Consider the following 19,991-nt stretch of genomic DNA (forward strand, 5'->3'; position numbering starts at 1 on the left):
ATCCTGGAGTCATCATGTCGGTCGAGTCCCCAGATCCAGCCCCGCGAGATCCTCAGCCCGGCATCTCCCGTACCGAACTGCTGCGTTCGCTCGACGAGGTCGCGATCCTCGACGCCCACCGTCTGCGCCGCCGCATCGACAAACTGGGCCGCACCCCCGACCCGCGCAAATGGCAACAAGTCGTCGCCGACGTCGAGAAGGCCCGGAGCCGCCTCGACCGTCGCCGGGCCACCGTGCCGGTGCTGCGCTTCCCCGACGAACTCCCCGTCTCGGCCGCCCGCGAGGAGATCGCCGACGCGATCCGGGACCACCAGGTCGTGGTGGTCGCCGGTGAGACCGGTTCCGGCAAGACCACGCAGCTGCCGAAGATCTGCCTCGAACTCGGCCGCGGTATCCGCGGCACGATCGGCCACACCCAGCCGCGGCGCATCGCGGCCAGCTCGGTGGCCAAGCGCATCGCCGACGAGACCGAGACCGAACTCGGTGACGCGGTCGGTTATTCGGTCCGGTTCACCGACCGTTCGGGCGCGGACACGCTGATCCGCGTGATGACCGACGGCATCCTGCTCCGCGAGATCGCCACCGATCCGATGCTGCGCCGCTACGACACCCTCATCATCGACGAGGCCCATGAGCGCAGCCTCAACATCGATTTCATCCTCGGGTACCTGCGTCGACTGCTGCCGCAACGACCGGACCTGAAGGTGATCATCACCTCGGCGACGATCGAACCCGCCCGTTTCGCGCGGCATTTCAGCACGCCCGAGGCGTCGGTCCCGGTCATCGAGGTGTCCGGTCGTACCTACCCCGTCGAGATCCGTTACCGGCCGCTGAGTCTCCAGGAACGTCCGGACAGCGGCGACGACGCCGGTGGCGGCGAGCACGCCGACCTCGACCAGATCCAGGGCATCGACGCCGCGATCGACGAGCTGTGGGCGGGCGGCCGCGGCGACATCCTCGTCTTCCTCCCCACCGAACGCGACATCCGCGAGACGGCGGATGCGTTGAAGCGCCGGACCGGAACCGGCCGGAACGGCGGCGCGGAGATCGTCCCGCTGTTCGCACGGTTGTCGATCGCCGACCAGCAGAAGGTCTTCGCCCCGTCGAACGGTCGCCGGATCGTACTGGCCACCAACGTCGCCGAGACCTCGGTCACGGTGCCCGGCATCCGCTACGTCATCGACACCGGCACCGCCCGCATCAGCCGATACTCGACCCGCACCAAGGTCAATCGTCTGCCCATCGAACCCGTGTCGCAGGCCAGCGCCCGCCAGCGCGCCGGCCGATGCGGTCGCGTCGCCCCCGGTGTGTGCATCCGGCTCTACAGCGAGAACGACTTCGACGCCCGTCCCGCTTTCACCGACCCGGAGATCCTGCGCACCAACCTCGCCGCCGTCATCCTCCAGATGACCTCGCTGAAACTCGGTGAGATCGCGGACTTCCCGTTCGTGCAGCCGCCCGACGAACGCGCGATCCGCGACGGCATGGGCGTACTGACCGAGCTCGGTGCGATCACCGTGAGCCGTGAGGGCGGCCCGCCGCGCCTCACCCCCGTCGGTCGGTCCATGTCCCGCATCCCCGTCGATCCGCGGATCGCCCGGATGCTCATCGCCGGCCGCGAACTCGGCTGCCTCGACCACCTGCTCGTCATCGCCTCCGCGATGTCCCTGCCCGATCCCCGCGAACGTCCGGCCGAACACCGCGAGGCCGCAGACGCCTCGCATCGTCGCTTCGTCGTGCCGCAGTCGGACTTCCTGTCCTACGTCGAGCTGTGGCGCTACCTCGAAGAGCAGCGCAAGGAGTTGTCCAGCAGCAAGTTCCGACGGATGTGCGAACGGGAGTTCCTGCACTTCCTGCGCATCCGGGAATGGCGGGACCTGCATCGCCAACTCACCGAGATCGTCAAGGACCTGGACTGGCCGGTGAGTCCTGCCGGTTCCGACCTTCCCGAGGTCGACGCCGACGCCGTCCACCGCGCGATCCTCTCGGGTCTGCTGTCCAACATCGCGGCGCGCAACACCGAGGGCCGCGAGTTCACCGGGGCACGCAACACGACGCTGATGATCTTCCCGGCGTCACCGCTCGCCAAGAAGCCGCCGCCCTTCATCATGGCCGCGGAGGTCCTCGAGACCTCCCGCCTGTTCGCGCACACCGTCGCCGGCATCGATCCGTTGTGGGCGGAGAAACTGGCCGGCGATCTGGTGAAGCGCACGTACAGCGAGCCGCACTGGTCGTCCAAACGCGGTGCCGCGATGGCCTACGAACGGGTGACGCTGTACGGCGTCACCCTCGTCGCGAAACGCCGCGTCGACTACGGCCCCATCGATCCGGTCGTCTCCCGCGAACTGTTCATCCGCCATGCCCTGGTCGAGGGCGACTGGCGTACCCAACACCCGTTCTTCGAACGCAACCGCGCTCTGCTCGAAGCCGCCTCCGACGTCGAGAACCGCATGCGCACACGCGGACTGGTGATCACCGAGGATCAGCTGTTCGAGTTCTACGACAAGCGGGTGGGCGCCGAGGTCACCTCCGCACGGCACTTCGACACATGGTGGAAGAAGGCCCGACGCGCCGACGCGGCTCTGCTCGACCTCAAGCCCGAGGACGTCGCGGCGAGCACCGAGGCCGCGCCCACCGACTACCCGGGCGCCTGGCAACAGGGCGACACCCGACTCGAACTCCGCTACCGGTTCGAACCCGGCGCACCCGATGACGGTGTCACCGTGATCATCCCGCGCGCACTGCTCCCCCACGTGCGCCCGGCGGGATTCGACTGGTCGGTGCCCGGCATGCGGACGGAACTGGCCACCGCCCTGGTGAAGTCGCTGCCCAAGCGGCTGCGCAAGTCCATGTCCCCGGCGCAGCGTTTCGCCGAACTGGCCCTGGCGCGTCTGACACCGCGCAGCGAACCGCTCACGGTCGGGCTCGCGCGCGAGCTCACCACGATCACGCAGATGACGGTCACCGCAGCCGATTTCGACGTCGACCGGATTCCGGCCCATCTCACGATGCATTTCGCCGTGGTCGACGACACCGGGAACATCACCGCGCGAGCCGATTCCATCGCCGAACTCCAGCGTGTGGGCACACGCGCCGCGACGAAGACGGTGAAGCGCACCCTGTATCGCGCCTGGACCGACGAGGGCATCGGCACCCTCGCCGCCCAGCGGACCGTCGACATCGCCGGACAACGCCTCACCCGCTACCCCACGATCGACGCGATCACCGACGAGGCCGGGCGGACCCGCGGGGTGGTCGTGATCGACGCCGCGTCGGAGCAGACCCGTGATCGGTTGGCGGAGAGAGGGATCGTCGCGCTGCTCGACCTCGCGATCCCTCCCCTGCACCGACGTGTGGCGAGCTCTCTCGGCGCCGCCGGCCGACTCGCGTTGAGTCAGAGCCCCTACCCGGACCTCGATGCGCTGCTGGCCGACTGCACACGCCGCGCCATCCGCGATGTGGTGGCCGGCCTCGACGCCGGCACGCTGTCCGCGGTGCGCTCACCCGAGGCGTTCCGCGCACTCACGGAAAAGCTGCGGCCACGGATCTCCGAAGCGGCACCCGAATACTTCTCTCTCGCCGTCGAATCCCTCGGCTGGGTGGCGCCGGTGCGCGCCGCGATCGACCGTCATGCCGGTTCGCTCGCAGCCGACGACGTCGCCGAACAACTCGACAATCTCGTCTTCGACGGCTTCATCGCCGCCACCGCACGACGACATCTGGAGAACGTGCCGCGCTATCTCGCGGCGGCCGAAGCCCGGTTGACGGCACTCCCCGCCTCCGCGGCCCGGGACCAGGCCGGAGTGACCGTCGTCGATCGGGTGACCGAGCGGTGGGCCCAGCGACTGACCCAGGTACCCGAGCACCGTAAGGCCCACGTCAACGACGAGGCTCAGTGGCTCGTCGAGGAACTGCGGGTGGGATTGTTCGCCGAACGTCTCGGCACCGCGTACCCGGTGTCGGAGAAGCGGGTCCTACGAACTCTTGACCGACTCGGCTGAGGCCTTGCCGGACTCGGACGACGCCGAACGCAGATCGTCGATCTCGCGCTGGAAGTCCTCGACGGAGTCGAACGAGCGATACACCGACGCGAAGCGCAGGTAGGCGACCTCGTCGAGGTCGCGCAGCGGCTTGAGGATCGCGAGTCCGACCTCGTTGCTGGGGATCTCGGCCGATCCACTGGCACGCACCGTGTCCTCGACCTGCTGGGCCAGCTGGGCCAGCGCGTCCTCGGCGACGTGGCGTCCCTGGCATGCGCGCCGGACGCCCCTCATCACCTTCTCGCGACTGAACGGTTCGGTGACACCGTTGCGTTTGACCACCGAGAGCACTGCGCTCTCCACGGTCGAGAAGCGTCGCCCACACTCCACGCAGGAGCGGCGGCGCCGGATGGCCTGCCCCTCATCAGCGACACGCGAGTCGATGACCTTGGTGTCGTCGTTCTTGCAGAAGGGGCAGCGCATCGTATCCTCACGCAGGTCACGGGACACTCTGATGCAGCCGGGCCGCATGCCAGGCCGGTAGTCGGCCGGTCCCTGTGACATCGAGGATACCGCCCGCGTTCAGTGGTACCGGGGGGCGAGGAGCGGCTGGCCGACGCGCAGGCCGCTCGACGGGAGGTCGTTCAGCTGGACGATCTCGTCGACAACTGCCTCACGGGGCATCTCGGGGGCGACACGAGATGCGATGGTGCTCAGCGAGTCACCCGAGCGCACATGCACGACCTCGGTGCCGACCGAGGACGGCGTGACCGTGGCGGCATAGTTCTGGCCGACGACCGCGATGACCCAGACGGCCAGCGCGAGTCCGACACCGGCGAGGATGGCCGTCGCCGTGCGCCGGCGCCGGCGGATGACCGCCGAGGGGGCGGTCTGCGCGGGACGCGAGGCCGGCACGACCGGTCCACGACCGCGCAGACCGACCGGCGAGGCGCACTGCGTGGAGGCGATCCGGCGGACCCGGACCGCAGACTCCGACACCGGGCGACCGTCGACGGGACGGCGCCCGTCGCCACGGCGCATCGGGCGCGGACGCTGCAGGACGTCACCGCGGACGGGGACGGTGGAGCGGACGGGGACGGTGGAGCGGACGGGGTCGATGAGAGTGGCGGTGCGCATGGTGCCCTCCGTGTTTCCGGTCGAACTGTGTCCGGGCGTCCGACTGCGTCGTCGGCGTTCGAACTGTTCGAGTGTCGATCATCTGTTCGATGAACTGATGTTCGATTTGTAGCACGGCGCTCCGACAATTGTCTCGCGACACGTCGAACAAATGTTTGATGCGGTCGGCATTCTGGGCTAGGGTCGTCGGCAGACAAGCGATCTACCAGCACGTTCGGAAATCGAGAGGAAGCCCGATCATGAGCGATGACGGCGGTAAGCGCACCGGAGCGCGGGGCGCCGACGAGCCCGTCACCCCGGCAGACATGGCGGCGGCCGAGGCCTCGCTGACGCCGCGGCAGCGCGGAGTTCTCGAGGTGATCCGCAAATCCGTGCGCGAACGCGGTTACCCGCCGAGCATCCGCGAGATCGGTGACGAGGTGGGTCTCACCTCGACCTCATCCGTTGCCCACCAGCTGCGGACACTCGAACGCAAGGGTCTCCTCAAGCGCGACGCCAATCGTCCGCGCGCGGTGAACATCGCGCCGAGCGAGCCGCCGACGCCCACCTCACCGACCGGTGGTGCGCTACCCGAGCCCACCTTCGTGCCGGTGCTCGGCCGGATCGCCGCCGGCGGCCCGATCCTCGCCGAAGAAGCCGTCGAGGACGTGTTCCCGCTCCCCCGCGAGCTCGTCGGCGAGGGTTCGCTGTTCCTGTTGAAGGTCGTCGGCGAGTCGATGATCGACGCGGCGATCTGCGATGGCGACTGGGTGGTCGTCCGCCAGCAGAACGTGGCCGACAACGGTGACATCGTCGCCGCGATGATCGACGGCGAGGCCACGGTCAAGACCTTCAAGCGCCAGAAGGGTCATGTCTGGCTGATGCCGCACAACGAGCTCTTCGACCCGATCCCGGGCGACGAGGCCGTCATCCTCGGCAAGGTCGTCACCGTGATGCGGCGGATCTGACCTCTTCGTTCTCGAGAACCGCGGCGGCAGCCGCGCGGGCCGCAGCCGGATCGGCGGTGGCCAGCGCGGCTGCCGCTGCGTTTTCGCAGGTTGCGCGGGTGACGCCGGCGAGCCGGGCGCCGACCGCAGCGGCGGCAACCGGGGCACTCGACAACGAGGTCACCCCGAGTCCGACGAGCACACAGGCGAGGATCGGGTCCGCTGCGGCCTCGCCGCACACGCCGACCGGTTTCCGTTGATCCCGTCCGGCCCGCGCGACCGTCGCGATGAGGTGGAGGACGGCCGGCTGCCAGGGATCGGTCAGCGATGCGAGATCGGCCGACATCCGGTCGGCGGCCATCGTGTACTGCGTGAGGTCGTTGGTGCCGATGGAGACGAAGTCGACCTCGGCCAGGATCGCCGACGCGAGGATCGCGGCGGCGGGGACCTCGATCATCACCCCGGCGGTCAGCCCCCGTTCGCGCACCTGCGCGGCGAAGGCGGCCGCCTCGGCCGGTGAGGCGATCATCGGCGCCATGACCCAGGGGCTCGTCTCGGAGCCCTCGGCGGCGCGCGCGATGGCGTCGAGCTGGTGGGCACGGATCTCGGGGTGCGCCAGGGCGATCCGGTCGCCGCGCACGCCCAGCGCCGGATTGGCCTCCTCGGGCTGGTCGACGAAGCGCAGCGGCTTGTCCGACCCGGCATCGAGGGTGCGGATGACGACCTTGCGGCCGCCGAACGCGTCCAACACCTCGCGGTAGATGGCCGCCTGCTCCTCCACCGACGGTTCGTCGGCGCGTTCGAGGAAGGCCAGTTCGGTGCGGAACAGCCCGACGCCCTCCACCGGATGGTCGGTGGCCGCGCGGGCCGACGACCCGTCGGCGACGTTGGCCAGGATCGCGACCTCCGTACCGTCTGCGGTGCGTCCGGGACCCGACCAGCCGGCGACCAGTGCCGCCTGACGGGTGTGCTCGTCGACACGGGCGCGGGCGGTGGCGTCGTCGGGTTCGACGACGATCTCGCCGGTCGTTCCGTCCACGAGTATCACTGTGCCCGAACCGATCCCGGTGAGATCGGGGACGGCGACGACACACGGGATGCCGAGCTGCCGGGCGATGATCGCGGTGTGGCTGGTGGGACCGCCCAATCGGGTGACCAGCGCGATGGTGGTGGCCGGATCGAGCCCCGCGGTGTCGGCGGGCGCGAGGTCGTCGGCGAGGAGGACCGAGGGCACGTCCGGAGTGGGCACGCCGGGTTCGGGCAGGCCCAACAGTTCGGCGAGGACGCGGTCGCGGACGTCGTTGAGGTCGGTGACGCGCTCGGCCATGAGACCACCGAGCTTGGTGAACACCGCGGCGAACTGTTCGGTGGCGGCGACAGCGGCCGACGGCGCCGAGGCCCCCTTGGCGATCAGCCCCGAGGCGGCACCGATCCACCCGCGGTCCTCCGCGAGCCCGGCGGTGGCGGTGAGCACCTCGGCGGCGACCCCGGTGTTCTGCGACGCACGTTCCCGCAGGCGCGCGGCGACCGCAGCGGCGGCGGCGGTGAACCGTTGCGCCTCGTCGGCGCGTTGCTCTTCGGCGATCTCGACGCCCGCGCCCAGCGCCTCTGCGGAGTGGTCGGGTCGGTGGCCCGGCCAGAGTGCGGGCCCGAGAGCCACACCACCGACGACCGGCGTCCCCGTCAGAATCTGCGTCATGTGACCACGGTTACAAATTCTTCTTGACTTGTCAACACAAACAGGCGTAAACACAGTTACCACAACACGTAAAGCCACATGTTCCCACATTCAGAACGGAGCCGGTGTGTACGCCGAGGAGAGACAGCAGGCCATCACCGAGGAGGTACGCGTCGCAGGACGCGCCTCGGTCGCCGAGCTCGCCGCGAAGTTCGACGTCACCAGCGAGACCGTCCGCCGCGACCTCGCGGTCCTCGAACGCGCCGGGCACCTGCAGCGCGTCCACGGCGGCGCCGTCCGCCCCGAGGTCCTGCGCGTGATCGGCGAACTGGGCATCGCCGAGCGCGAGACGGAACAAACCGAGGAGAAGGCGGCCATCGGCCGTGCCGCCCTCAGCTTCCTCCCGCCCGACGGCGGATCTGTGCTCTTCGACGCCGGTACCACCACCTTCCGGGCCGCCGAGGCCATGCCGCGCGACCGGGATCTCACCGTGATTACCAACAGCCTCCCGATCGCCGGACTGCTCGCCGGACACCACGCCGACGGTCTCCACGCCCTCGGCGGTCGCGTCCGCGGGCTCACCCAGGCGACGGTCGGCGCCGAGACGGTCGCCGCGCTGGGACGACTCCGCGTGACGACCGCGTTCATCGGCACCAACGGACTGAGCGAGGCACACGGACTGTCCACCCCCGACCCCGACGAGGCGGCGGTGAAGGCGGCGATGGTCGCCGCGGCCCGACGCGTCGTCGTCCTCGCCGACAGTTCGAAGATGGAGCGCGAGGAGCTGTCCGGTTTCGCCGGCGTCGACGACATCGACGTCCTCATCACCGACTCCGGCATCGATCCGGAGTTCTCCGCCGCACTGTCGGCCCGCGGCGTCGAGGTCGTGATCGCGTGATCCTCACCGTCACCGCCAATCCGAGTGTCGACCGGACCCTCGAACTCGCCACCCCGCTGCGACGCGGCGAGGTCCAGCGGGCCGGCGTCGTCCGCGCCGAACCGGGTGGCAAGGGCGTCAACGTCACCCGCACCGTCGCCGCCGCCGGACTCCCGACCCGTGCCCTGCTGCCCGCTCGCGCCGGCGACCCCCTGCTCGCCGCGCTCGACGGCCTCGGGCTCCCCTACGACGCCGTCCCCGTCGACGGCGAGGTCCGTTCCAACGTCACCATCGCCGAATCCGACGGCACCACCACGAAGATCAACGCCCCGGGCGTGACCCTCACCGCAGCTCAGCTCGAGTCGCTGTCCGCTCTGATCCGAACCCACGCGAACGGCGCGGACTGGGTCACGCTGTGCGGATCGCTGCCGCCCGGAGTGCCGGACGACTGGTACCGGGCCGTCGCCGACGCGCTGGTCACCGCCGGATGCCGCGTGGCCGTGGACACCTCGGGAGCACCGTTGCGCGCCGCCGCGGCCGGGCGTGTCGACCTGATCAAACCCAATGAGGACGAACTGGCCGAACTCACCGGCGCCGACGCCGCCGAGCTTCGTGATTCCCTGTCCCGCAACGATCTCCGCCCGGTGGTGACCGCGTCACAGGCCCTCGTGGAGCAGATCGGCGGCAGCGTGCTGGCCACCCTCGGCGCACGGGGCGCCGTCCTTGTGAGCCCGACTGGCACCTGGTGCGCGACCCCACCACCGATCGTCCCGCGTAGCACCGTCGGCGCAGGGGACTCGTCCCTGGCCGGTTTCCTCATCGCCCGGACGCGTGGTGCGTCGGCGCCGGAATGTCTCCGGTCGGCCGTCGCCTACGGATCGGCGGCCGCCGCGCTGGCCGGCACTGCCTCCCCCACCCCCGATCACCTCGATCTGGCCGGGGTCACGGTCACGGAACTATCCGGGGCCGGCCGATGAGTTGACCCCGATCCCACCCCAGCAGAACCCGCACCACACCAACCCTCCATTGCCGAAGGACATCCCATGACCGAGCAGATCATCACCGCACAGACGGTGAGTCTCGACGTCGACGCCGGCGCCGACCCCGCCGCCGTCATCACCACCCTCGCCGATGCTCTGGCCGCGGCCGGACGGACCACCGATCCCGCCGACCTGGCCCGCGCGGCACTCGAGCGGGAGGCCAAGTCCGCCACCGGACTTCCCGGCGGCATCGCGATCCCGCACGCGCGCACCGCGTCGGTGACGTCGGCGAGCCTGGCCATGGCGCGCCTGTCCCGCAAGGTCGACTTCGGCGCACCCGACGGTCCGGCCGATCTCGTCTTCCTCATCGCCGCCCCCGAGGGCGGTGCCGCCGCGCACATGAAACTGCTGAGTTCACTGGCGCGTTCGCTGGTCCGCCCCGACTTCGTTGCGGCCCTCCGCGAGGCCGAGACCGACGACCGCGTCATCGAACTGGTCACCGAGGCGATCGACCCCGACGCCAAGCAGGAAGCCACTCCCCCGGCGGCTCCGGCGACGGCAACCCCGGCCGACGCCGAGACGCCCGCCGGAAAACCTGCCGAGGGCCGGCCGCGCGTCCTCGCGATCACCGCCTGCCCCACCGGGATCGCGCACACCTACATGGCTGCGGACGCGCTGAAGTACGCCGCCGAACGTGCCGGCGTCGACTTCGCGGTGGAGACGCAGGGCTCCTCGGCCACCACACCGTTCGATCCCGACGTCATCGCGTCCGCCGACGCGGTCATCTTCGCGACCGACATCGGGGTGAAGGGCAAGGGCCGCTTCCACGGCAAGCCGGTGATCGCCTCGGGCGTCAAACGGGCCATCAACGAACCCGACACGATGATCGCCGAAGCCGTTGCCGCCGCACAGAATCCGGAAGCGCCCCGGGTGACCGACGACGGTGGCACCGACGCCGCCGCGTCCGGATCGTCGTCGGGTCTCGGACTGGCCGGTCGGACCCGGCAGGCACTCATGACCGGTGTCAGCTACATGATCCCGTTCGTCGCGGCGGGCGGTCTGCTCATCGCGCTGGGCTTCCTGCTCGCGGGTTACGAGATCGCCAACAGCACCCTCGATGCCGGGGGTTCCCTCAACGACGCCGCCTTCATCGCCCTGAACAACAGCCTCTGGGATCTCCCCTCCGGGGGTCTGCTCCAGTACCTCGGCGCGGTGAGTTTCGCGATCGGGTCGGGGGTGATGGGACTCGCCGTCCCGGTCCTCGCCGGATACATCTCGTTCGCGATCGCCGACCGTCCCGGCATCGCACCCGGTTTTGTCGCGGGCATCGTGTCCCTTGCCGTCGGCGCGAGCTTCATCGGCGCACTCATCGGCGGCCTGATCGCCGGCGCCGCGTGCCTGTGGATCTCGCGGCTCCCGGTTCCGCAGTGGGCCCGTGGCCTGATGCCGGTCGTGGTCATCCCGTTGTTCGGCAGCCTGATCGTCGGCGGCCTGCTCTACCTGGTTCTCGGCAAGCCGCTCGCCTGGCTGACCGAGCAGATGAACTCCGGGCTCGAGAGCATGTCCGGCGGATCGGCCGTCGTCCTGGGCATCGTGCTCGGCCTGATGATGTGCTTCGACCTCGGCGGCCCGGTCAACAAGACCGCCTACCTGTTCGCCACCGCCGGTATCGCCGACGCCGCGACGGCGGGTCCCGCCCAGTTCCAGATCATGGCCGCGGTCATGTGCGCCGGCATGGTCCCGCCACTCGCGCTGGCGCTCGCGACAGTCCTGCGTCCCGGCCTGTTCACCGAACCCGAGCGCGAGAACGGCAAGGCCGCCTGGCTTCTCGGCGCGTCGTTCATCTCCGAGGGCGCCATCCCGTTCGCGGCGGCCGACCCCTTCCGCGTCATCCCGTCGATGATGGCCGGCGGCGCCCTGTCCGGCGCGCTGATCATGGCGTTCGGTGTCGAGCTCCGCGCCCCGCACGGCGGCATCTTCGTCTTCTTCGCGATGAACAACTGGGTGCTGTTCCTCGTGGCTTTGCTGGCCGGCACCGTCTTGAGCGCGGTCGTGGTGATCGCGGCGAAGCAGTTCGGCCGGACCCGCGAGATGGCCGCGGCCGATCTCGAGGTCGTGGCAGCCTGAAGTCCGGACCCCGCCGAACACCCACACACCGACGAACAACCATCAGACAAGCAATCAGCAATACAGGAGGCACCATGCCCAGCACCACCGCCACCGTCGGATCGGCCGTCGGCCTGCACGCCCGCCCGGCCACGATCATCGCCGAGGCCGTCGCCGACACCGGCAGCACCGTGACCCTCGGACTCGAGGGCGGTGACCCGGTCGACGCCGGTTCCGCGCTGATGATCATGACGCTCGGCGCCGAGAAGGGCACCAAGGTCGTCGTGACCGCCGAGGACCAGGCGGCCCTCGACAAGATCGTCACCCTCGTCGAGACCGACTTGGACGCCGACTGATCCAGACGCCGACTGACCGGATCTAGACCGTGAGGTCCGCGATCTCGCCCGCGAAAGCGGCCGGGACGCGGACCTTCATCGTCGTACCCGACTCGGTGTGCTCGGAGGTGAGGACCTCGCCCTCGCTGTGGATCCGGGAGACGATGTCGCCGCGGGAGAACGGCACCTCGATGGTGAGCTCGACGTCTTCGCGGCCCACGAATTCACGTACGCGGTCGAACAGCTCGGGCAGTCCCTCGCCGGTACGCGCCGAGACGAACACCGCGTCGGCACCTACCGCGCCGCGCAGTTCGGTGAGCCGGTTGCCGTCGATCGCGTCGATCTTGTTGATCACCAGCAGTTCCGGCGGCGCCTCCGCCTTCTCCTCGGCGACGATCTCGCTGATGACCTGACGCACCGCCGAGATCTGTTCCATCGGGAACGGATCCGATCCGTCGACCACGTGCAGGAGCAGATCGGCGTCGACCACCTCTTCCAGCGTCGACCGGAACGCCTCGACGAGCTGCGTGGGCAGGTGCCGCACGAAACCGACGGTGTCGGTGAAGACCACGGCCCGCCCGTCGTCGAGCGTGGCCCGTCGCGTCGTCGGGTCGAGGGTCGCGAACAGCGCGTCCTGCACCAGGACACCCGCGCCGGTCATGGCGTTGACCAGACTCGACTTGCCGGCGTTGGTGTAGCCGGCGACGGTGATCGACGGGATCGCCGAACGGTTGCGGGCGGCCCGCTTGGTGGTGCGCGCCTTCTTCATGTCGCGGATCTCGCGGCGCAGCTTGGCCATCCGCTCACGGATGCGCCGGCGGTCGGTCTCGATCTTGGTCTCACCGGGACCACGCAGACCCACACCGCCGTTGCTGCCGGCCCGGCCACCGGCCTGCCGGGACATCGATTCACCCCAACCGCGCAGACGCGGGAGCATGTACTCCATCTGCGCGAGCGAGACCTGTGCCTTGCCCTCACGGGACGTGGCGTGCTGGGCGAAGATGTCGAGGATGAGTGCGGTCCGGTCGATCACCTTGACCTTGACGACCTTCTCCAGCGCGGTCAGCTGGGCGGGCGTGAGCTCACCGTCGCAGATGACGGTGTCGGCCCCGGTTGCCAGGACGATCTCGCGGAGTTCCTCGGCCTTGCCGCTACCGATGTAGGTGGCCGAGTCCGGTTTGGAACGGCGCTGGATCAGCGCGTCGAGGACCTGCGAACCAGCGGTCTCGGCCAGCGCGGCGAGCTCGGCCATGTTGGCCTCGGCCGAGGCGGCGCTGCCCTCGGTCCAGACACCGACGAGAACCACCTTCTCGAGGCGGAGCTGCCGGTACTCGACCTCGGTGACGTCGGTGAGTTCGGTGGAGAGTCCGGCGACGCGCTGAAGTGACGCACGCTCGGAGAGTTGGAGTTCGCCGACGGTCGGATCGTCGTCACGGTGGAGGTCACCGGAGCGATCGTCGAGGTCCGCGTCGGACAGGATCTGTGCTGATGATTCGGTCATACGGGATCCATGGTCTCACGCCACGGCCGTGCTGAGCACGTGATTATCGGCTCAGCGGTCCCAGCCGGGTCGCAGGACGCCGTCGGCGACCAGCATCGACGGGCCGCGCAGGGTCGAGCCGTCGGTCCGGATGGTCACCGTGACCTCCCCGCCCGGGATGCCGATGCGCAGCTCACCGGCGTCCTGTCCGCGCGCGTCGAGAGCCGCGCGCGTGGCCGCGACCAGGCCTGTTCCGCAGCTGCGGGTCTCGCCGACGCCGCGTTCGAAGACCCGCATCCGCGCGTACAGACGACCGTCGACGTCCTCGACCGGCGGGGTCAACAGTTCGACGTTGGCCCCGTTCGGGAAGTCGTCGGTCTCGATGACCACACCGGCGGTGAAATCGACGGCCGCGAGGGCCTCGGCGGTGAGATCGGCCACCACACACGCCAGGTGCGGGTTGCCCACGTCGACCTTGGCACCCGGGTAGATGTCGTCGCCGATCCGCACGACAGAGGTGCCGTCGAGACGGGCGACGCCCATCTCCACGGTCACCTCGGCGTGCACATCGTCGAAGGAGTGGATGATCACCGGCCGGGCTCCGGCGCGCGAGCCCACCGTGAAGGTGTCCGTGTCGGCGAGTCCGGTCGCGCGGACGAAGTGGGCGAAGACCCGGACGCCGTTGCCGCACATCTCGGCGATCGAGCCGTCGCCGTTGCGGTAGTCCATGAACCAGTCGTCGGCCGCGACGCCGTCGGGCAGGGCGTCGATAACACCGCGTTCGACGAGCGCACCCGTGCGCGCCACGCGCAGCAGACCGTCGGCCCCGATGCCCCGCTGCCGGTCGCACAGTGCCGCGACCATCTCGGCGTCGAGTGACAGCTCGGCGGCCGGGTCGGCGAGCACGACGAAGTCGTTCTGGGTGCCGTGACCCTTGACGAAGCGCAGACCGGTTGGGTTGGAACTCACGCGCACCAGACTACTTCTCGGTGCGTGGATCACACGGCGGCGGCCTCGAGCGCTCGGTCGGCGAGGTCGGGGGCGGCGGCGTCGAGCCACACGGCACGGTGATCGCGGCGGAACCACGACCGCTGTCTGCGCACATACCGGCGGGTGCCGATGAAGGTGAGTTCCTCGGCCTGGGCCATGTCGTATTCGCCGTCGAGGGCGGCGAGCACCTGCTTGTAGCCGATCGCCTGCGAGGCCGTGCGGCCCTCCCGCAGTCCGACCGCGCACAGGCCCTCGACCTCGTCGACCAGACCGGTGGAGAACATCAGCCGGGTACGCCGCGCGATCCGGTCGTCGAGTTCGGCGGTCTCCCGGTCGAGCGCGAGGATCACGGTTCCCCACCGGGGTTCGCCGATCGTCGGCTGCGACGCCGCGAAGGGCTGCCCGGTCAGTTCGACGACCTCCAGCGCGCGGACGATCCGCCGGCCGTCGGTGTCGAGAATCGTTGCAGCAGCAGCGGGATCGACCGAGGCGAGCAGCCGGTGCATCTCGGCGACCCCGCGTTCGGCGAGCATCTCCTCGTACCGGCCGCGGACCTCGGGATCGGTCGCCGGGAACTGCCAGTTGTCGAGCAGCCCCTGGATGTACATCATCGAGCCGCCGACGATCACCGGGACACGACCGGCGTCGAGGAGTCGCTCCACGTCCGCGGTCGCGGCCTGCTGGTATCGGGCGACGGTGGCCACCTCGGTCACGTCGAGGACATCGATCTGGTGATGCGGTATGCCGCGGCGTTCGTCGAGCGGCACCTTGGCGGTCCCGATGTCCATGCCGCGGTACTGCTGCATGGCGTCGATGTTCACGATCTCCCCGCCCAGACGCTCGGCGAGGTCGAGGGCGAGGTCGGATTTCCCGCACGCGGTCGGGCCGACGACCATGATCGGCCGCAGTGCCGACTGGTCGCTCATGACCGGTCACCGGAAACGGTCCACGTGGCGACGACGTACCCGACCCCGAACGGGGCGTCGGCGTAGCTCCTCTTCGGCACGACGCCCGAACCACGGCTCTCCACCGCGGCGGCGGCGACCTGCCACGCGACCCGGCCGCCGATCCCCTCCGTATCGCAGGATTCGGGTCGCAGGGCTGCGAGCGCCCGCATGTCAGCGGCCCCGATGGCCGCGACGATCGACTCGTTGAGCGCGACCGCGGAGTCCCGTCGGCCACCGCCCGGTGCCTTGGGGGTCAACGCGGTCGAGCCGTCGCCGACGACGAGGAGTCCGATCCGCTCCGGGGACTCCTCCAGCCGTGCGCCGAGATCGGCGCCGAGAACCGCGCACTCGGCGGGCGAGGTCTCCCGGCCGACGATCCACGTGCTCGTCGGCCCCAGCGACGCCCACTCCCGCAACCAGGCCCCGATCAGGGCGGACAGACTCATCCGGGGGCCGGTCCGATCGCTCACGCTCACCCGGACATCCACCCCGAACCGGGCGAAACTACCCGAGCCCGACTCCTCCACCGGGCCGGTCACCGGGGCGTCGGAGGCGCCGAGAACGACCCAGCGATCGATCCCGCTCGACGCCGTTTCGGCGAGGGCATCCCGCACCGCCGACCGCACGGGTTCGGTGTCGAACGCCGACGGACCGGCCAGTTCGGGTACCAGCAACGGGGCACTCGGTACGAAGACGACGGCCGCAAGCACACCACGACGCTAGTCGAACCAGACATCGCGACCGACGCCCGAACCCCGACACGGATTCCGGTAAGTCGCCGCGCACGCCACACACACGCGCCTGAACTGCTTGAATGGATCCGTACTGTCGGCTGTCGCCGGGGCGTTACGATGCCCCGCGAGAACCGACCCAGCGACCGGCAGCCGTGACGCGCGGCACCACTGAGCGGCAGGACATGTGCAGATGACCCACCCGACCGACCCCTCCACGGCCACCGAGGCGCCGCAGACGAGCACTCCGGTCCCCACACCCGGCCCCAAACCCGGTCCGCGCCCCAAGCCCGGCCCACGACCGGGACCGCACGAACCCGTCATCACGCACATCAGTGCCGGCGACCCGCACCGATTCGGTCGCATCGACTCCTCGGGTGTGGTGTGGCTCAAGACCGCCGACGGCGAACGCGAGATCGGCCAGTGGCAGGCCGGCACCGTCGAAGAGGGGCTCGCCCACTTCGCCCGCCGCTTCGACGACCTCGCGACCGAGGTCGAGATCCTCGAGGAACGTCTCAGCGCACGCTCCGGCGACCCGCGCAAGGCCCAGGCCGCCGCCAAGCACCTGCTCGACGATCTGCCGAACGCCCACGTCATCGGGGATGTCGCCGCCCTGCAGCGTCGACTCGAGGCCATCGTCGGTTCCGCCGACGAGGTCGCCGAGTCGCTGCGCGCGGAGCGCGAGAAGACCCGCGCCACCGCCATCGCACGCAAGGAGACCCTCGCCGCCGAGGCCGAGCAGATCGGTGCCGAGGCCACCAACTGGAAGGGCGCCGGCGACCGGCTCCGCGAGATCCTCGACGAGTGGAAGACCATCAAGGGCATCGATCGCAAGACCGATGACGCCCTGTGGAAGCGCTACGCGAAGGCCCGCGATGCCTTCAACCGCCGCCGAGGTGCCCACTTCGCCGAACTCGACCGCGAGCGCGCCGGGGCGAAGGAACGCAAGGAAGCGCTGATCGCCCGCGCCGAAGAACTGTCGTCGTCGACCGACTGGGGCCCCACCTCGGCCAAGTTCCGCGAGTTGCTGGGTGAGTGGAAGGCGGCCGGTCGCGCGCCCCGCGACACCGACGAGGCCCTCTGGCAGCGGTTCAAGGCCGCCCAGGACGTCTTCTTCAACGCCCGCAACGCCGCCACGTCCGAACGCGACGCCGAGTTCGCGGCCAACGCGACCGCCAAGATCGCGCTGCTCGAGGCCGCCGAGAAGGCCATCGACCCGGCTGCCGATCTCGAGGCGGCGCGTCGTGAGTTCCGGTCGTTCCGTGACAAGTGGGACGAGATCGGCAAGGTTCCGCGCGACCAGATGCACTCCCTGGAAGGACGCGCACGGGCCATCGAGAAGCGCATCCGCGATGCCGAGGACGCGCAGTGGCAGCGCACCGACCCGGAGGCCCAGGCGCGTGCGGCACAGTTCGCCGACCGTGCCGCGCAATTCGAGGAGCAGGCCCGCAAGGCCGCCGAGAAGGGCAAGGACCGCGAGGCCGCGTCGCTGCGTGAACAGGCCGCGCAGTGGCGCGAATGGGCCGAGGCCGCGCACAGCGCCGTCACCGACCGCTGAGCGACCCCCCGTCACAACCGACCACCCAGGACCCCGGGCCGCCGACTACTTCGGCTGTTCGGGGTCCTTGTGGTAGAGCGCCGAGGCGTAGGCCTCCTGCTCGGCGGCCTGACGGCGACGCTCGGCCTCCATCGCCAGGTGGTACGACGAGCGCGCCCACACCACGCGTGACCAGTGGAAGGTCAGCACGAAGACCGAGATCCAGCCGAGCACAAGACCGATGCCCACTCCCGACGGGGGCTGGACGCCACCGACGCCGGGGGTGTTGCGTGACCACCAGGCGAGCATGCCGGCCACGCACGCAATGGCACAGCCGCACAACGCGATCCACGCCAGAATCCAGCGGCGGGTCAGCAGTGCGAGCATCGAGACGACGATGCCGAAGACCGCGACCAGGTAGACGAAGATCTTCGACACGATGGTGACCCGTTCGGCCGCGGCCTCCGGCGCGAAGGACAGCACCTCGAGGCCCGTCACCGAACCGGTGTGCGGCAGGACCAGCGACACCATGGCCAGCAGGACGGCGATCGCCACGACGACCGCGCGGGCGCCGGGGTCGATCTCACCGGCGACCTTGCGTTCGGCCTTCCTCAGGTCCTGTTCGTACTCCTTGAACGCGTCCTTGTCGGAAGCGCCGGGTGTGCGGTCCGGGTTCTCGGACATGTCATCGCCTCTTCTCACGGGTGGGTCTGGGGTGGCGCGCGCTCTAACCGCAGGAGCCGCAACCGGCGTCGGCGGTCGCGGGGACGAGGGTGGGCACGGGGGGACCAACAGTCGGGAGGCCGAGGCCCACGCCGACGGGGGCGGTGGTGGGCGTGCGGCTCTGCTCGTAGGCGTCGCCGGCACGCGTGCGGCGGTGCGAGAGCACCCCGGCGTCGGCGATCAGATGGTGCGGCGCGGCGGCGGTGACCACGGTGTGGACCACGTCGCCGGGGCGGATGCCGGCGGTGTCACCGGGCGCGAAGTGCACCAGGCGTCCGTCACGCGCGCGACCGGTCATGCGCCGGGTCTCGGCGGACTTGCGCCCCTCGTCGGCGACGACGAGCAGCTCCACCTCGGTGCCGGTCAGGGATTCGTTCTCCGACAAGCAGATTCGTTCCTGCAGCGCGATGAGTCGCTGGTAGCGCTCGCCGACGACGTCGGCGGGCACCTGGTCGGGCATCGTGGCCGCCGGGGTTCCGGGGCGCGGCGAGTACTGGAAGGTGAAGGCGCTGGAGAATCGGGCGCGTTCGACGACGTCGAGGGTCGCCTGGAAGTCCTCCTCGGTCTCCCCCGGGAACCCGACGATGATGTCGGTGGTGATCGCCGCATGCGGCATCGCGGCGCGGACCTTGTCGAGGATGCCGAGGAACCTGGTCTGGCGGTAGCTGCGTCGCATCGCCTTCAGGATGCGGTCGGAACCGGACTGCAGCGGCATGTGCAGCTGCGGGCACACGTTGGGGGTCTCGGCCATCGCCTCGATGACGTCGTCGGTGAACTCGGCGGGGTGCGGCGAGGTGAACCGGACCCGTTCGAGTCCTTCGATGTCGCCGCAGGCACGGAGCAGTTCGGCGAAAGCGCCACGGTTGCGCGGCTGGTCGGGATCGGCGAAGGACATGCCGTAGGCGTTGACGTTCTGCCCGAGAAGCGTCACCTCGACGACGCCCTGGTCGACAAGTGCCTTGACCTCGGCCAGCACGTCACCGGGACGGCGGTCGACCTCCTTGCCGCGCAGCGACGGCACGATGCAGAAGGTGCACGTGTTGTTACAGCCCACCGACACCGACACCCAGCCGGAGTAGGCAGAGTCACGCTTGGCGGGCAGCGTCGACGGGAAGCGCTCGAGGGAGTCGAGGATCTCGACCTGCGCCTCCTCGTTGTGGCGGGCACGGTCGATCAGCGCCGGCAGCGAACCGATGTTGTGGGTGCCGAACACGACGTCGACCCACGGCGCCTTGGAGATGACGGTGTCCTTGTCCTTCTGCGCCAGGCAGCCGCCGACGGCGATCTGCATGCCGGGACGCCGGGACTTCACCGGTGCGAGGTGCGACAGGTTGCCGTAGAGCTTGTTGTCGGCGTTCTCGCGGATGGCGCAGGTGTTGAATACGACCAGGTCGGCGTCTTCGTCCTCGCCGGCACGCACATATCCCGCGTCCTCGAGGAGCCCGGAGATGCGTTCGGAGTCGTGGACATTCATCTGGCAGCCGTAGGTTCGAACCTGGTAGCTGCGGGGTGACTGGGCTGATGCAGCCTCGTCAGGCCGATCCGACAACTCGATACTCACTCC

The 19,991-nt window shown here is 69.8% G+C and carries 16 protein-coding genes; 7 read left to right on the top strand and 9 right to left on the bottom strand.

Translation table 11 applies throughout. The features are described 5' to 3' along the window. Positions 1-14 precede the first annotated feature (14 nt). Entirely contained in the window at positions 15-4,001 is a 3,987-nt protein-coding gene (gene hrpA, locus GONAM_RS09000) for an ATP-dependent RNA helicase HrpA (protein WP_040535899.1), read from the top strand. On the opposite strand, the gene nrdR is transcribed toward hrpA, so the two are convergent. Together nrdR and GONAM_RS09010 are read right to left on the bottom strand one after the other, a co-directional pair. Beyond that, entirely contained in the window at positions 3,975-4,463 is a 489-nt protein-coding gene (gene nrdR, locus GONAM_RS09005) for a transcriptional regulator NrdR (protein WP_040535870.1), read from the bottom strand. The two genes, hrpA and nrdR, sit on opposite strands and share 27 nt — an antisense overlap. Before the next feature lie 99 nt (positions 4,464-4,562). Further along, positions 4,563-5,117, bottom strand: coding sequence for a LysM peptidoglycan-binding domain-containing protein (locus tag GONAM_RS09010; RefSeq protein WP_006866443.1), 555 nt, complete (start codon positions 5,115-5,117; stop codon positions 4,563-4,565). Positions 5,118-5,356: 239 nt separating this feature from the next. On the opposite strand from GONAM_RS09010, the gene lexA reads away from it, so the two are divergent. Then, a complete protein-coding gene (gene lexA, locus GONAM_RS09015; RefSeq protein ID WP_005197355.1) occupies positions 5,357-6,064 on the top strand; it encodes a transcriptional repressor LexA in 708 nt (235 codons plus the stop codon). Here lexA and GONAM_RS09020 read toward each other — a convergent pair. Continuing rightward, entirely contained in the window at positions 6,042-7,742 is a 1,701-nt protein-coding gene (locus tag GONAM_RS09020) for a putative PEP-binding protein (RefSeq protein ID WP_006866444.1), read from the bottom strand. The genes lexA and GONAM_RS09020 overlap by 23 nt on opposite strands. A gap of 106 nt (positions 7,743-7,848) precedes the next feature. Between GONAM_RS09020 and GONAM_RS09025 the strand changes: the two genes are divergently transcribed. The 4 genes from GONAM_RS09025 to GONAM_RS09040 all read left to right on the top strand — a co-directional run bounded on the left by GONAM_RS09025 (position 7,849) and on the right by GONAM_RS09040 (position 12,040). Next, positions 7,849-8,619 (top strand): DeoR/GlpR family DNA-binding transcription regulator, encoded by a 771-nt coding sequence (locus GONAM_RS09025; RefSeq protein ID WP_006866445.1) that lies wholly within the window; start codon positions 7,849-7,851, stop codon positions 8,617-8,619. After that, positions 8,616-9,575, top strand: a complete 960-nt coding sequence (pfkB, locus tag GONAM_RS09030) for a 1-phosphofructokinase (protein ID WP_006866446.1) — start codon at positions 8,616-8,618, stop codon at positions 9,573-9,575. The genes GONAM_RS09025 and pfkB overlap by 4 nt, the downstream gene beginning before the upstream one ends. 66 nt (positions 9,576-9,641) lie before the next feature. Further along, positions 9,642-11,705, top strand: a complete 2,064-nt coding sequence (locus tag GONAM_RS09035) for a PTS fructose transporter subunit IIABC (protein ID WP_006866448.1) — start codon at positions 9,642-9,644, stop codon at positions 11,703-11,705. A gap of 74 nt (positions 11,706-11,779) precedes the next feature. Further along, positions 11,780-12,040, top strand: coding sequence for an HPr family phosphocarrier protein (locus tag GONAM_RS09040; RefSeq protein WP_006866449.1), 261 nt, complete (start codon positions 11,780-11,782; stop codon positions 12,038-12,040). Between the two features lie 22 nt (positions 12,041-12,062). Here GONAM_RS09040 and hflX read toward each other — a convergent pair whose 3' ends face one another. Genes hflX through GONAM_RS09060 form a run of 4 tightly spaced genes read right to left on the bottom strand, consistent with a single transcriptional unit; the run spans position 12,063 to position 16,146 of the window. Continuing rightward, positions 12,063-13,520, bottom strand: coding sequence for a GTPase HflX (hflX, locus tag GONAM_RS09045; RefSeq protein ID WP_006866450.1), 1,458 nt, complete (start codon positions 13,518-13,520; stop codon positions 12,063-12,065). A 51-nt stretch (positions 13,521-13,571) separates the two neighbouring features. Then, positions 13,572-14,474, bottom strand: a complete 903-nt coding sequence (gene dapF / locus GONAM_RS09050) for a diaminopimelate epimerase (RefSeq protein WP_006866451.1) — start codon at positions 14,472-14,474, stop codon at positions 13,572-13,574. Between the two features lie 23 nt (positions 14,475-14,497). Beyond that, positions 14,498-15,415, bottom strand: coding sequence for a tRNA (adenosine(37)-N6)-dimethylallyltransferase MiaA (miaA, locus tag GONAM_RS09055; protein ID WP_006866452.1), 918 nt, complete (start codon positions 15,413-15,415; stop codon positions 14,498-14,500). Further along, positions 15,412-16,146, bottom strand: coding sequence for a class III extradiol ring-cleavage dioxygenase family protein (locus tag GONAM_RS09060; RefSeq protein ID WP_040535873.1), 735 nt, complete (start codon positions 16,144-16,146; stop codon positions 15,412-15,414). The genes miaA and GONAM_RS09060 overlap by 4 nt, the downstream gene beginning before the upstream one ends. 214 nt (positions 16,147-16,360) lie before the next feature. On the opposite strand from GONAM_RS09060, the gene GONAM_RS09065 reads away from it, so the two are divergent. After that, entirely contained in the window at positions 16,361-17,725 is a 1,365-nt protein-coding gene (locus GONAM_RS09065) for a DUF349 domain-containing protein (protein ID WP_006866454.1), read from the top strand. A gap of 45 nt (positions 17,726-17,770) precedes the next feature. Here GONAM_RS09065 and GONAM_RS09070 read toward each other — a convergent pair whose 3' ends face one another. After that, entirely contained in the window at positions 17,771-18,388 is a 618-nt protein-coding gene (locus GONAM_RS09070; protein ID WP_006866455.1) for an Rv2732c family membrane protein, read from the bottom strand. Positions 18,389-18,431: 43 nt separating this feature from the next. Continuing rightward, positions 18,432-19,976 (bottom strand): tRNA (N6-isopentenyl adenosine(37)-C2)-methylthiotransferase MiaB, encoded by a 1,545-nt coding sequence (miaB, locus tag GONAM_RS09075; protein WP_006866456.1) that lies wholly within the window; start codon positions 19,974-19,976, stop codon positions 18,432-18,434. Positions 19,977-19,991 lie beyond the last annotated feature (15 nt).

This window comes from Gordonia namibiensis NBRC 108229 (genome assembly GCF_000298235.1).
GTDB classification, from domain to species: domain Bacteria; phylum Actinomycetota; class Actinomycetes; order Mycobacteriales; family Mycobacteriaceae; genus Gordonia; species Gordonia namibiensis.